Origin of the sequence: Pseudomonas sp. C11 (genome assembly GCF_034683865.1) — a bacterium.
In the GTDB taxonomy this organism is placed as follows: domain Bacteria; phylum Pseudomonadota; class Gammaproteobacteria; order Pseudomonadales; family Pseudomonadaceae; genus Aquipseudomonas.
This window is the reverse complement of record NZ_JAWIIP010000001.1, coordinates 216,049-229,241: the sequence shown is the minus strand read 5'-3', so window position 1 is coordinate 229,241 and position 13,193 is coordinate 216,049. Positions and strand designations below refer to the sequence as shown.

At 63.0% G+C, this 13,193-nt stretch carries 11 protein-coding genes; 3 read left to right on the top strand and 8 right to left on the bottom strand.

What is annotated here, in order from left to right; genetic code table 11:
• The first annotated feature begins 52 nt into the window (after window positions 1-52).
• A complete protein-coding gene (locus VC352_RS00975; protein WP_322977710.1) occupies window positions 53-832 on the top strand; it encodes a TSUP family transporter in 780 nt (259 codons plus the stop codon).
• Window positions 833-862: 30 nt separating this feature from the next.
• Here the strand turns inward: VC352_RS00975 and nudC are convergent, their stop codons facing one another.
• The 7 genes from nudC to VC352_RS00940 all read right to left on the bottom strand — a co-directional run bounded on the left by nudC (window position 863) and on the right by VC352_RS00940 (window position 8,946).
• The gene (gene nudC, locus VC352_RS00970; RefSeq protein WP_322977709.1) at window positions 863-1,684 is read right to left on the bottom strand and encodes an NAD(+) diphosphatase; all 822 of its coding nucleotides are present in this window, start codon (window positions 1,682-1,684) and stop codon (window positions 863-865) included.
• Window positions 1,684-3,363: a ferrous iron transporter B gene (locus tag VC352_RS00965; protein ID WP_322977708.1), complete on the bottom strand. Its 1,680-nt coding sequence runs from the start codon at window positions 3,361-3,363 to the stop codon at window positions 1,684-1,686. The genes nudC and VC352_RS00965 overlap by 1 nt, the downstream gene beginning before the upstream one ends.
• Window positions 3,364-3,409: 46 nt before the next feature.
• Window positions 3,410-4,222 (bottom strand): crotonase/enoyl-CoA hydratase family protein, encoded by an 813-nt coding sequence (locus tag VC352_RS00960; RefSeq protein WP_322977707.1) that lies wholly within the window; start codon window positions 4,220-4,222, stop codon window positions 3,410-3,412.
• Between the two features lie 201 nt (window positions 4,223-4,423).
• Window positions 4,424-6,667: an arginine/lysine/ornithine decarboxylase gene (locus VC352_RS00955; RefSeq protein WP_322977706.1), complete on the bottom strand. Its 2,244-nt coding sequence runs from the start codon at window positions 6,665-6,667 to the stop codon at window positions 4,424-4,426.
• Window positions 6,668-6,859: 192 nt separating this feature from the next.
• Window positions 6,860-7,594 (bottom strand): DNA polymerase III subunit epsilon, encoded by a 735-nt coding sequence (gene dnaQ / locus VC352_RS00950; RefSeq protein ID WP_322978137.1) that lies wholly within the window; start codon window positions 7,592-7,594, stop codon window positions 6,860-6,862.
• A gap of 100 nt (window positions 7,595-7,694) precedes the next feature.
• On the bottom strand, window positions 7,695-8,144 hold the full coding sequence (gene rnhA / locus VC352_RS00945) for a ribonuclease HI (RefSeq protein WP_322977705.1): 450 nt from the start codon (window positions 8,142-8,144) through the stop codon (window positions 7,695-7,697).
• Between the two features lie 43 nt (window positions 8,145-8,187).
• A complete protein-coding gene (locus VC352_RS00940; RefSeq protein WP_322977704.1) occupies window positions 8,188-8,946 on the bottom strand; it encodes a class I SAM-dependent methyltransferase in 759 nt (252 codons plus the stop codon).
• A 138-nt stretch (window positions 8,947-9,084) separates the two neighbouring features.
• Between VC352_RS00940 and gloB the strand changes: the two genes are divergently transcribed.
• Both gloB and VC352_RS00930 read left to right on the top strand, forming a co-directional pair.
• The gene (gene gloB, locus VC352_RS00935) at window positions 9,085-9,858 is read left to right on the top strand and encodes a hydroxyacylglutathione hydrolase (protein ID WP_322977703.1); all 774 of its coding nucleotides are present in this window, start codon (window positions 9,085-9,087) and stop codon (window positions 9,856-9,858) included.
• Window positions 9,859-10,014: 156 nt separating this feature from the next.
• Window positions 10,015-11,607, top strand: a complete 1,593-nt coding sequence (locus VC352_RS00930) for a lytic transglycosylase domain-containing protein (protein ID WP_322977702.1) — start codon at window positions 10,015-10,017, stop codon at window positions 11,605-11,607.
• Between the two features lie 11 nt (window positions 11,608-11,618).
• Here VC352_RS00930 and VC352_RS00925 read toward each other — a convergent pair whose 3' ends face one another.
• Window positions 11,619-13,061 carry an HDOD domain-containing protein gene (locus VC352_RS00925; RefSeq protein WP_322977701.1) on the bottom strand — a complete coding sequence of 481 codons (1,443 nt, stop codon included), beginning with the start codon at window positions 13,059-13,061 and terminating at the stop codon, window positions 11,619-11,621.
• Window positions 13,062-13,193 lie beyond the last annotated feature (132 nt).

Genomic DNA, 13,193 nt, shown 5'->3' with positions numbered 1-13,193 from the left:
TGCCCACGAACAGCCGAGACGCTGCGCACTCGCCCACAAGTCGACATTTTCCATGCACTTTCTGCTCGAACTCGCCATCGATCCCGGCACCCTGGCCGTCCTCGTACTGGTCGCCTTCATCGCCGGCTTCATCGATGCCATCGCCGGCGGTGGCGGCCTGCTGACCATCCCGGCACTGCTCACCGCTGGCCTGCCACCGCATCTGGTATTGGGTACCAACAAGCTCTGTGCGACCTTCGGTTCCGGCACGGCGGCCTTCACCTTCTACCGGCGCAAGCTCTTCGATCCGAACCAATGGCGCAATGCCTTGCTGGCAACGCTGATCGGCGCCCTGCTTGGCGCGGTGATCGCCCACTGGATGCCGGCGCAATGGCTCAATCAGATGCTGCCAGCCGTGGTCTTCGCCTGCGGCCTGTACCTGCTGTTTGGCCGCACACCACAGGCACCCAGCGAGCAGAACCTGCCCATCGCCCGTGGCCGGCAGTGGCCGCAAGGACTGGGACTGGGACTCTATGACGGCGTAGCTGGCCCCGGCACCGGAGCCTTCTGGACGGTCAGCAGCCTGCTGATGTATCCGCTCGACCTGGTGCGCGCCAGCGGGGTGGCGCGGACGATGAACTTCGTCAGCAACGCCGCTGCCCTGGTCGTGTTCATTGCTTTCGGTCAGGTCGCCTGGGTGCTGGGCCTGAGCATGGGAGCAGCGCTGATGGTCGGTGCCTTCCTGGGCGCGCGCACAGCGATCAGGGGCGGCTCGAAGTTCATTCGCCCGGTGTTCATTCTGGTGGTACTGGCACTGACTGCGCGCCTGGTCTGGCAGCACTGGCTCGCCTGACACCGCTAGGCGTGGCAGGCCAACCCCGCACTACGGCAGGATGGGTTCAGGCAAGCCTAGGCGCCGTGCGACATACAGATCGATCAAATGCCGAGCAATCGAGCGCGAAGCCGGCAGCGGCGGCAGATCATCGACGCGGAACCAGCGAGCATCCTCGATCTCGTCCTCCTGCATGACGATCTCGCCGCCGGCATATTCGGCATGGAAGCCGAGCATCAGTGAATGCGGGAACGGCCAGCCCTGGCTGCCGATGTACTGAAGGTTGTGCACCTGAAGGCCCACCTCTTCGTGCACCTCGCGTGCGACGCAGTGCTCGACCGACTCACCCGGCTCGACGAAGCCAGCCAGCGTGCTGTAGACGCCGGTGACGAAACGCGGGGAACGTGCCAGCAGGATTTCATCGCCACGGGTCACCAACACGATCATGCTCGGCGACAGGCGCGGATAATGCTGCGACTCGCACGTCTCGCAACGCATCGCCCACTCGCCCGGTACTTGGCGGGTGGCCTCACCACAACTGCCGCAGAAGCGGTGCTCGCGCTGCCAGGTACCGATTTGCGCGGCGTAGGCCAGCATGCGGAAGGTCTCGGCATCGCCCTGCAGCATGAACTGGCGCAGACTTTGCCAACTGCAGCCTTCCAGTGCGGCCGAGGACTCTACCTGCAGCAGGAAGACCGCATCCTTGCCGAAGTAGCCGATGCCCTGTTCGCTGACGATGGGCAGATCCTGGCGTTTGATCCAGTCACGCGGGAACAGCACGCCATTGCTGTCGGCCAGGAACTGCTGACGGTCATACAGCAAGGCCCAGCCGCCTGCCTGCGCAGGCTCGAGGTAGGTATGACGCCAGACCATCAGGCTGCCACCGACATGCCCAGGGCCTTGATGCTCTCCTCGGCCAGATCGAGCACGCTCGGCTGGGTTTCGGGTCGCAGTACGGCACCGGCTTCGAGGTAATACTCCAGGCTGCTCAGGGCATCGGCCAGGGTTTCCAGCATCTGCTCGGACGGCATCTGCCCGGCATCGAGCATGCGCGTCTGGATGTAATCGGCACAGGCACCGACCAAGGCGGCAGCACGGCGCTGCTCGAGGAACCACAGCCCACCGCGCACGGCCTGCAAACTGAACGGCACATTGGCCAGATGCATCTTGTCGCCGGCAGACTCGAGGTAGGCGGTAATGGCCCGCTTTGCCAACGCCAGGCCGGCCTGAGCCTCGTCGACCACGACGATACGCGCCTCGGCCAGTTGATGGCCGGCAAACGACTGCGCCTCATCGCCCGGCTCAACCGGTTGCGGCTTGCTTTCACGATGCTCGCCACGCTCCAAGCTGGCGACCATGCCCTCGACATAGAGCACGGCATCCGCCAACTGCAGCAACTGCTGCGGCTGCGGCGCTGTGCTGTCCATCCAGGCGGCGACTTGTGGCAACTGCGCACTCAACGAGTTACCCGCCGAGCTCAGCCCGACCATGCTCAGAGTCTTGGCCAGCTTGCCCAGCAGCGCATGCAGCGTTCCCAGGGTCTCTTCATGCTGAGTGCCACGTTCGAGCAGGTCGAGCATGTCCTTGACGCTGGCCAGCTCCTCGCGAATAGCGGTGGAGAGCGAGCGCATCACCGCCTGCCCAGGGCCGGACAGGCGCTTGTACTCCTCTTCCAGCATATGGTCGGTGAACGGCAGTGGCGCCAGCCCGAACACCTCACGCACGGCGCTGGCATTGGCGCCATGGCTGTCGGCCAGGGCGACCAGATAGAGCAGCTCCTTGAGCAGGCTGCGTGGCGCTTCGTACTGAGGATTGGCGAGCACCAGCTTCAGTTCGCGGTCGAGGCGCGAGAGCAGTTGCTTGCGCGACTTGCGCGGCAGCAGTTGACCATCGGCCTGGGACTCGATGGCAGCACTGCCGATCCAGCACATGCGCCCGCCCGGCTCGCCAGCGAACAGTTTGCTCAAGCGTTCCATCGCGCGCGCCATGAGCTTGAGGCTGCCCTGCAGGTTCTGTTCGCGAATCAGGCCGAGCAGACCAACCTGATACATGTGACGCAAACGCTTGGCTTCGACCTGCTTGGCGGCACTATCGATCGGCGGCGCAGGCGTATGCGGGCGCGCCTGGTCGAGGCGCACGCTGAAGAAGAAACTCTCGGGCAAAGGTTGCTGTGCGCCGGCCTGACGCAAATCGTTGATTGCCGGCAGCAGCAGCTCGGGCATTTCCTGGCGATGGGCATCGACGTTTTCGAGATAACGGCGCAGTACATGCAGCGCATTGCTCAAGGCGGCCAACTGCACGTCACGCTCCTCACCGGCACCGGCAGGGATGTCGGTGGCCTGGTCGAGCACTTCCTGGGCCAGCAGCTCGGCACCGGCCAACTCCACCAGATTGAGCGTGCCGCGCACCTGGTGCAGGCTTTCCACGGCCTGCTGCAGCAGGCTGCCGTTGTGGCGTTCAGCGATGAAGTGTTCAAGGCTCTGCTCGGCTTCTTCCATGGTGACGAACAACTCGTCGCGCACCAGGTTCAGGGACGTGGCTCCACTCACCATACGCTAGGCACCTCGTAACTCGCGACGAACAACGCTGGGCAAGGCATCAGTCGGCGAACTCCGGCTTTTGCTTGGTCATGTGCGCAGCCATGGCCAGGCGCAGGTCTTCGGACTGCAGCATGGCGGCATTCCAGGTGGCAATGTATTCGAGCCCATCGTCGACCCGGTGATCGCGCATGTAGCGAATCATTTCCTTGGTGCCGCGGATGGCGATCGGCGACTTGGCAGCGATCTCGCCAGCCAGTTGCATGACTCCGGCGAGCAGCGCCTCTTGATCGGCATAGGTACGATTCACCAGGCCGATGCGGGCGGCCTCCTCACCGTCGATGGTGCGCCCAGTGAAGGCCAGCTCACGCATCATGCCGTCACCGATGATCCGTGGCAGGCGCTGCAGGGTACCGACATCCGCCGCCATGCCCATGTCGATCTCCTTGATGGAGAACTGTGCATCGGCGGTGGCGTAGCGCATGTCGCAGGCGCTGATCAGATCGATGGCGCCGCCCAGGCAGTACCCCTGGATCGCCGCCAGGACGGGCTTGCGGCAATTGTCCACGGCATTGAACGAGGCTTGCAGTTCGAGAATCTTGCGGCGCAGCGCGTTGGCATTGCGTCCGACGTCCTTGCCCAGTTGCGCACCGACCGAGGCCAGCAGCATCAGATCGATGCCGGACGAAAAGTGTTTGCCGACACCGGACAGCACCACGACGCGCACGGCATCGGTGTCATCGATCCAGTCGAAGATGTCGATGATCTCGCGCCAGAAGTCGGCGTTCATCGCATTGACCTTCTCCGGACAGTTGATCTGCACATGGGCAATCTTGTCCGCCAGGTCGACGCGGAAGGCTTGGTAGTCGGACATGGCAGTCATCCTCGGCCGCAGGCTCGGCAATACGGTAATTATTTTGTGATTAATAACCGCGCAACTATAACAAGCACGCCATAAAAGTCGATGCTTGCCACTGTGACGCAAGGCACGCCTGAGAAGTTAAGAACTGCTTTGACTATCGCGGATAACGGGTTGATCTGCCAGGGTTCTTGTTCACCCTGGCAGAATGCCAGGCTATTCGATCAGGCAATCCACGCAATACTGCCCCTGCTCGACCTGCAAGCCGTGCACGTCGATGTCGAAGCCTGGGAAGGCTTCATCGAAGGTACGGGCGAAGCTCAGGTAATCGAGAATCGAGCGGGTCGCAGCCGTGAAGCGCTCTCCTGGCATGATCAGCGGGATGCCTGGCGGATAAGGCACCAGCATCACTGCCGCGATACGCCCTTCCAGCTCCGCCACCGGCACGGCCTCGACGTCGCCGCGCACCAGGCGGTCATAGGCATCCGCCGGTTTGATCGCCACCTCGGGGAGCGCGGTATACATGGTTTTCATGGCCTTGGCTGTGGCGTTATCGCGGTAGCAGCCATGCAGGGCATTGCAGAGATCGCGCAGGCCCATGCCATGATAGCGCACGCCGCCGGCCTGAGCGATGGAAGGCAGCACCTGGGTCAGCGGCAGATTGGCGTCGTAGCTGCGTTTGAACTCCAGCAACTCGGTGAGCAACGTGCTCCACTTACCCTTGGTGATGCCCATGGAGAACAGCACCAGGAAGGAATACAGACCGGTCTTCTCCACCACCAGCCCGCGTTCCCAGAGGAATTTGCTGACCACCGCTGCTGGGATACCTTGTTGCTCCATGCGTCCTGCTGCCGTCAGCCCGGGCATCACCAGGGTCACCTTGATCGGGTCGAGCAGCACGTAATCCTCGGCCACCTCACCGAAACCGTGCCAGTCGGCGTCGGGCTCGAGCAGCCAGTCTTCGGTGGCGACGCCTTCACTGCCCTCTTCCAGACTCGGCTGCCAGATGCTGAACCACCAGTCATTCGCAGCCAGATTGCGCCTGACGTTGGCCAGCGCACGACGGAAGCTCAGCGCCTCATCGAAGGTTTCCTGAATCAACGAACGCCCAGCCGGGCCTTCCATCATGGCCGAGGCAACGTCCAGCGAGGCGATGATGCCGTACTGCGGTGAGGTGGAGATGTGCATCATGAACGCCTCGTTGAAGCGGTCACGATCGAGCTGCCGGCGCCCGCCGTCCTGCACGTGGATCATCGAAGCCTGGCTGAAAGCGGCCAGGAGCTTGTGCGTCGAATGGGTGCTGAACACCAGCGGCGTCTGCTCGCCGCCTTCGGTGCCCATGCCGTAGCGTCCGGCATAGAACTCATGGAACGCTGCGTAGGCGTACCAGGCCTCATCGAAGTGCAGCACCTCGACGCTGTCGCCCAGGGTGCGTTTGATCAGCTCGGCGTTGTAGCACAGGCCGTCGTAGGTGGAGTTGGTCACCACCGCCAGCTTGACCTTGGGCGCACGGCCGCGTGCCAGCGGGCTGGCATCGATCTTGGACTGGATCGACTCCTTGCTGAATTCGGAAAGCGGAATCGGCCCGATGATGCCCAGCTCGTTGCGTTCCGGCGTCAGGTACAGCGGGATGGCGCCAGTCATGATGATCGAATGCAGGATCGACTTGTGGCAGTTGCGATCCACCAGCACTAGGTCGTCACGCCCGACCATCGAATGCCAGACGATCTTGTTCGCCGTCGAGGTGCCGTTGATCACGAAGAAGGTGTGATCGGCGCCGAAATTGCGCGCCGCGCGGGCTTCGGCCTCGGCCAGCGGGCCGGTGTGATCGAGCAGCGAGCCCAGTTCCGGCACCGAGACGGACAAGTCCGAACGCAGCGTGTTTTCGCCGAAGAACTGATGGAAGGCCTGCCCTACCGGACTCTTGCGATAGGCCACGCCACCGCCGTGACCTGGCGTATGCCAGGAGTAGTTGGACTGCGCGGTGTGCTGCACCAGCGCCTTGAAGAACGGCGGCAACAAGCCGTCGAGGTAATTGTGCGCGGCGCGCGCCACCTGCCGCGCGAGGAAGGAGACGGTGTCCTCGTAGAGGTAGAGGATGCCGCGCAGGTTGTTCAGATCGGCCATGGCCTCGGCCGGGGCATTCTCGATGGTGACTTGCTCACCCAGGGCGAAGATCGGCAATTGCGGCGCCCTCACCCGCGCCACGCGAATCAGCTCGACCATGTCCTGTAACAGGCGGCTGTTCTCACCAGCCCCTTCGGCGGCGACCAGGATGCAGGCCAGACCATGGTGAGTCGAGGCGACGATGCGCCCCTCGGTGGAACTGGCCGTTGGCAGGATGCTGAAACCGTCGAGCTCCAGCTCGCGCGCAATGGCCCGCACGCGATCACCGGCGACCGTATCGGCCTTGATGTCACGGTGAACGATGAGAACGGGGAACTTGAGGTCTTTGTACATGCTGACATCCTGAACGGGAGCAGGCGTTGCCTGCCTATCGACTCAGGTTAGAGGCTCCTTACTGCAGGCGGAACCCCCGATGCATCAGGCTGTACGAAAAGGTCGCAAAGAAGCAGCTACCCGCTTCAAGCGGCAAGCCCCAAGTGAGAGCAAGGACAAAAGGCGCCTTGCTGCTTGAGGCGTGCAACTGGGTTACTGCTGTTCTTCCAATTGCGCCCAGAGCGCCGGACCACCGGCGGATTTTGCGATGGCAGCCAGGCGCACAGCGTGCGCAGCCAATTCATCGGCACTGGCGCGGATCACCCGGGTGCGCGTCCGGTTCGGGTCGAGCCGGCGAATCGGCGTCGCCTGCTGGCGACCACTGCCATCTCCATCACCCTCTTCGCCCGCCAGCGATAGATGGGTCTGCCCACCAGTCATCGCCAGGTAGACGTCGGCCAGAATCTCCGAGTCGAGCAAGGCGCCGTGCAGTTCGCGGTTGGAGTTGTCGACGCCGTAACGCTTGCACAGCGCATCCAGGCTGTTGCGCTGCCCCGGATGACGCTCACGCGCCATCATCAGGGTATCGAGCACGCTGCAGTAGTCGTTGACGTCGGCTCGTTCACTCTGCCCCAGCAAAGCGAATTCGTTGTTGATGAAGCCAACGTCGAACGCCGCGTTATGGATGATCAGCTGCGCGTCCTTGATGAACTCGTAGAATTCATCGGCCACATCGCGGAAACGCGGCTTGTCGGCCACGTATTCATTGGTAATACCGTGAACCGCGATGGCGCCTTCGTCGATCTCGCGATCCGGATTGAGGTAGACATGAAAATGTCGGCCGGTCAGACGCCGGCCGAGCAGTTCGACGCAGCCGATCTCGATGATTCGGTGGCCGTCGGTGACTGGCATACCGGTGGTTTCGGTATCCAGCACGACCCGTCTGATGACGCCGTTTTCTGTACTCACGCTCACACTCTCTCTTGAAACTTGGGGGCCGCTGCCGGCGCTGGCATATTACCGCAGCCCGACACGCCGCCCCAATGACTCACTGCCCGCGGACTTCGTCGACGCCGCGGTTGGCCAGTTGATCGGCCCGTTCGTTACCGGGATGGCCGGTATGCCCGCGCACCCACTGCCAGGTGACCTGATGGCGATTCACCTCTTCGTCGAGCTTGCGCCACAGATCGGCATTCTTGACCGGTTCCTTGCTCGCGGTTTTCCAGCCGCGCTTCTTCCAGTTGGGCATCCACTCCTGGATTCCCTTCATGACATATTGCGAGTCGGTGACCAGCTTCACCGCGCAAGGCCGGGTCAGGGCGACCAGCCCGGCGATAGCCGCCATCAGTTCCATGCGGTTGTTGGTGGTACTCGGATCGCCGCCCCACAGCTCCTTCTCGGCGCCCTTGTAAACCAGCAAAGCGCCCCAGCCGCCAGGGCCGGGATTGCCCTTGCAGGCACCATCGGTATAGATCACGACTTGATCGGTTTCAGACATTCACAGGCTCTGTACACAATTGACCAGCGAGGGCGCAGCTGGATCAGCTATCGACATCACGCCGACTGATCTTCGCCACCGGCAGTGGCAGCAGCTTGCCCATGGGCTCGCGCCGCGCTTGCCGTAGCGGACGCAGCCCCACCACCAGCTTGCGCGCGACCAGCAGATAAAAGCCGGCCCCCGGCAATTGCCAGGCATCGCCCCAGCGCTCGAGTCGGCGCAGGCGCGTTTGCCAGGCAAGCGACGCGAGCGGCGGACGATAGCACCCGAAGCGACGTTTCTCCAACGCGAAACCCAGCAGCGTCAGCCAGTCACCCACCCGACTGGGAGCGATGCACCGCGCCTGACTGAGACCATCCTGCGCGAACAGGCGACGCGCGCCCCAGGCACTCCAGGGATGGATGCCGAGAATCAGCAGGTGCCCACCAGGGCGTACACTGCGCGCGGCTTCACGCAGCAGGCCATGCGGTGAAAGACTGAAATCCAGCCCATGCTGCAGCACCACCACATCGGCGGCATGCTCGCCCAGAGGCCAGGATTGTTCTTCGCAAACGATCTGCACGCCGGGCATGGGCGGCCCCAGACGCACGTTGTGTTGAATCTGTCCGGCTCTTGGCGGCCCCTCAGCACCCGGGCCATAGCTGACCAGATAACCGCCGAAGAAACGCGCCAGCTCGTCCTCCAGCAGACGCCGTTCCTCTTCCAGCAGGAGCTGACCCAGCGGCCCGGCCAGCCAGTCACGCGCATCGTCCATCAGCTTGAGCCATTGCGGGTCGGCCTGGACGCTTGGCTGATCGCTCATCGCGATTCCTCCCTTGCGGGCAATTGCATGATCGCCAGGGCGTAGCGACGCCGCCAGCGGAGGTGTTACAGCCTGAGGGGTTGCCGTCACGGGCTGCTCTTATAAGATGCACCTTTATTGCCGGCTTAGCGACCCACGATGATCCAGACAGATGCCCTGCCCGCCTTCAACGACAACTACCTCTGGCTACTCCAGGATGCCGATAGCCGCCGCTGCGCGGTGGTCGACCCGGGCGACGCCGCGCCGGTTCTGGCCTGGCTGCAGGCACACCCCGGCTGGCAGTTGAGCGATATCCTCGTCACCCACCACCACTTCGACCATGTCGGTGGTGTCGCCGAACTCAAGCAGCTTACCGGGGCGCGAGTGTACGGCCCGGCCACGGAAAAGATTCCCGAGCGGGACATCGGCCTCGCCGGTGACGAAACCATCAAGGTGCTCGGACTGGATTTCCAGGTCATCGCGGTTCCCGGCCACACCCTGGGTCATATTGCCTATTACCAGGCCGAGCAGGGCTTGCTGTTCTGTGGCGATACGTTATTCGCTGCCGGCTGTGGCCGCTTGTTCGAAGGCACGCCGCAACAGATGCATGCCTCGCTACAGCGCCTGGCTGCACTGCCCGAAGCAACTCAGGTGTATTGCACCCACGAATACACCCTGAGCAACCTGCGTTTCGCCCACGCCGTAGAGCCCGGCAACCCGCAGGTCGAGGCGCGCCTGCAACAGGTCAGCGCATGGCGCGAAACAGGCCGCATCAGCCTGCCTTCGACCATCGCACTGGAGAAAGCCAGTAACCCCTTCCTGCGCACGGCGGAGCCCGAAGTGGTCGCCAGCGCCGAGCGCAACGATGGCACGCGGTACGACGATGCACAGGACGTATTCGCCAGCTTGCGGGCCTGGAAGGATCGCTTCTGACGGCCGGTAGACGGCAGTAGCCGAACCGCGGCCCGCGCCCTTCTGGCCGGGCCAGCCAGAGGGAAACAGGTCACAAAAGCCTGGTGAAAACTTGACCACCCCCGGTTCGCTTCCTAGAATCGCCCGAACTTTTTCCCGGGGAAAACCTCTCACCCAATGCCTTTACCTACGCGCAAGCCATTGAATCTTAAGGCATTGACGCAGAGTGCACGGTTGTCCGCGCTGCTCTGCTGCGTAACCCTGGCCGGCTGTCAGAGCCTGTCGCCCTCCGCCACCGACGACAGCGTCGGCCCGCAGCGCGCGGTAGGGCTCGAGCGAGAGCCAGAATGGCTCAATACCGACGCCCGCGCTCGCGAATACGCAGATATCTGGGAGCGCCTGCGCGACGGCTACAAGCTGCAGGATGAAATCGGCACCAACCCGCGCATCGAGCGACAGCGCCTCTGGTTCGCCAGCAATCCGCGTCATGTCGACACTGTCAGCGAACGGGCCGCTCCCTACATTCATTACATCGTCGAACGCCTGGCCGAACGCGACATGCCAATGGAGCTGGCGCTACTGCCAGTCATCGAGAGCGCCTACGACCCGCAGGCCTACTCTCCTGCCCAGGCCGTTGGTCTTTGGCAATTCATCCCCTCCACCGGTCGCAACTACAACCTGCGCCAGACCAACTGGTACGACGGCCGGCGCGACGTCACCGCCTCCACACGGGCCGCACTCGATTACCTGAGCCGCCTGCACGAGATGTTCAACGGCGACTGGCTGCTTGCCCTGGCGGCCTACAACGCAGGCGAAGGTCGCGTCAGCCGTGCCATAGAGCGCAACGAGAAGCTCGGTTTGCCCAGCGATTACTGGAACCTCTCGCTGCCCAAGGAAACCGAGGAATACGTACCCAAGTTGCTGGCGTTATCCCAGGTGATCATGACCCCTGAGGCGTATGGCGTCACTCTGGCGCCCATTGCCAACGAACCCTACTTCGAACAGATCGCCATCAAGCAACACATGGATCTGTCGCGCCTGGCGCAGATGGCGAATCTCGACGAGAGCGAGCTGTTGCAACTGAACCCGGCCTACAAGCGTGGCGTCACGCTCGATGGCCCGCAGCACCTGTTGGTGCCCACCGAAAAGGCGGAAATGCTCAATGCCAGCCTGGCGATGATGAAACCTCAGGATCTGGTCGACTGGCAAACCTATCAGGTACGCAGCGGCGACAGCCTGAACAGCATTGCCAACCGCTACCACCTGAGCGTGAGCATGCTGCGCGAAGTCAATCAGCTCAGCGGCAACCGACTCAGCATCGGCCAGGAGCTGACCATCCCGACCAAACCGGGCGACCCGCCCAGCGAGCCGCTACACCAGCGCATGATCGCCCAGGCTGCTCCCGGCAGAAGCGGCAGCGCCGTTCGCACCTATCAGGTGAAAAACGGCGACAACCTCTGGCAGATCGCCCGCGCCCACCAGGTGTCGGTGCAGGAACTGCAACGCTGGAACAAGCTGCAGAATCACCAGCTCACGGTCGGGCAGACCCTGCGCATGGAATCCGAGCCCGCGCTGGCTAGCAACGCGCCCGTTCGCACCTCTTCTCGCGATAGCCGTGACAAGGCCACCTACTACCGGGTGAAGAAAGGCGACTCGCTCTATGTCATCGCCAAGCGCTTCAATATCGACACCAAGACGCTGCAGACCTGGAACAGCCTGGAGAGCCACGCCCTGCAACCAGGCCAGATGCTGACGCTTTACCTTCCATAGCTCGGCTGGCGTCAGCGCTTGCTCAATGCCCCCAGGCAGCGCCCCGCCAGCAAGGTGAAGCGCTGAAACGCGACGAACTGTTCATGCCGTAGCGCGCGGCCCGATACGCGGCAATCAGCGTAAAGCACACCGACTTCTCGATTGCCCGCCATCAGCGGCGCGATGAAGAACATTCCAGTACCCAGACTCTGGCGAATGGGCAGCGTCACCAGTTCATTGAGGCTGTAGGTCGCCGGCACGCCCATCCAGATCGCCTCACGATGGCGCAGCGCATAACTGAAGATATGCGGCTGCTCGACCTGCACGGCCGGCAGTACGAATTCCCTCAACCACTGTTCGCTCTGTTCACCCAGCACTCGCTTGACCTTGAAACAACGCTGCTCGTCGGCCAGCACAGCCAGCATCACCCGCTCCAGCCCCGCGCCGCGGTGCAAACCCTTGAGCAGGGTATCGAGGATGAGGTCTACATTGCCACGCTGATTGGCCATCAAGCCCAGATCCTGCAGGGCCTGCTGCATCACCAGCAGATCTGGCTGCAGCAGGCTGGCCTTGCGTGCCTGCTGCTGACCGACAATCTGCTCGGGGTCGGTGCTGGGGATCAGCCGGCAGAGCTTTCCGGCACCAAAGGTCGAGGCCACCTTGACCGCTTCCTCGGCGCTGGCAAGCACCTGCTGCAACGCCTCTTCGGCGTTGAGGCCGATGAAGGGCGCAACCCTGCCCAACACGGCCTCCATCTCCGACGATCCCCAGCCCTGCAACGCTGCTTCGCTGATGCGAACGCCCAGTTGCACGGCCCTGAGTGCGGGATCGGCATGCGAAGAGCCGGCATGCGCGAGGCTGACCAGCTCACCCAGCCCCCAGCTCTTGGCCAGCCCCTGAGTCAGTTGCCGAAAGCTGGTGCCCAGCACGCCGCGCACCGCCTCGTCCTCATCCACGCCAGGCACTTCCAGCGCCGCCGTCAGTTCATCGACCTGAGCGCCACCGCAACTCCAGAACGCCAGTTCGCCGAGGTGATGGAGCAGCGCCGCGATGAATACCTCTTCGGCATGATTGCCGAGTACATAGCCGCCCAGGTTGCGCGCCTGGACAGCGGCATGGAACGAGCGCGCCAGCAACTCCAATAGCTGCTGACGCGGGGCCTGTATCAACAGGCCATCGATCAGACTGACCGACAGGCTGATCAGGCGCACGTTATCGAAGCCGATCAACACGATCGCCCGCGAGATGGTGCGGATGCTTTCTTGCGAAGGGTTGTAATAGACGCTGTTGGCGACGCGCAGCACCTTGGAGGTCAGGGTCGCATCACGCAACAGAATGTCGGCCAGTTGCTGCACAGACGCGTCAGAGCGCTGTGAGAGGTGCTGCAGATCTCGCACGACGGAGGTCAGTGCGGGCAATTCGGCCTGGCTCAGACGGTCGATCCATGACTGCACACCATGACTGCGTTCGACCAAGTTTGCATCCTCATCGTTTTCGTCAGTGTATGCCAAAGTGCCGCTATCGTGCGCCGCAGGTTGCAACCGGGTGCCGAGCCACCCGGCGTTGCAAGCACCGCTCTTTTTCCTGTACGGACAAGCTGTTACTGT

Coding starts and splice junctions, on each gene's coding strand:
- VC352_RS00975 (WP_322977710.1), top strand. CDS start 53: ATGCACTTTCTGCTCGAACTCGCCATCGATCCCGGCACCCTGGCCGTC.
- nudC (WP_322977709.1), bottom strand. CDS start 1,684: ATGGTCTGGCGTCATACCTACCTCGAGCCTGCGCAGGCAGGCGGCTGG.
- VC352_RS00965 (WP_322977708.1), bottom strand. CDS start 3,363: ATGGTGAGTGGAGCCACGTCCCTGAACCTGGTGCGCGACGAGTTGTTC.
- VC352_RS00960 (WP_322977707.1), bottom strand. CDS start 4,222: ATGTCCGACTACCAAGCCTTCCGCGTCGACCTGGCGGACAAGATTGCC.
- VC352_RS00955 (WP_322977706.1), bottom strand. CDS start 6,667: ATGTACAAAGACCTCAAGTTCCCCGTTCTCATCGTTCACCGTGACATC.
- rnhA (WP_322977705.1), bottom strand. CDS start 8,144: ATGTCTGAAACCGATCAAGTCGTGATCTATACCGATGGTGCCTGCAAG.
- VC352_RS00940 (WP_322977704.1), bottom strand. CDS start 8,946: ATGAGCGATCAGCCAAGCGTCCAGGCCGACCCGCAATGGCTCAAGCTG.
- gloB (WP_322977703.1), top strand. CDS start 9,085: ATGATCCAGACAGATGCCCTGCCCGCCTTCAACGACAACTACCTCTGG.
- VC352_RS00930 (WP_322977702.1), top strand. CDS start 10,015: ATGCCTTTACCTACGCGCAAGCCATTGAATCTTAAGGCATTGACGCAG.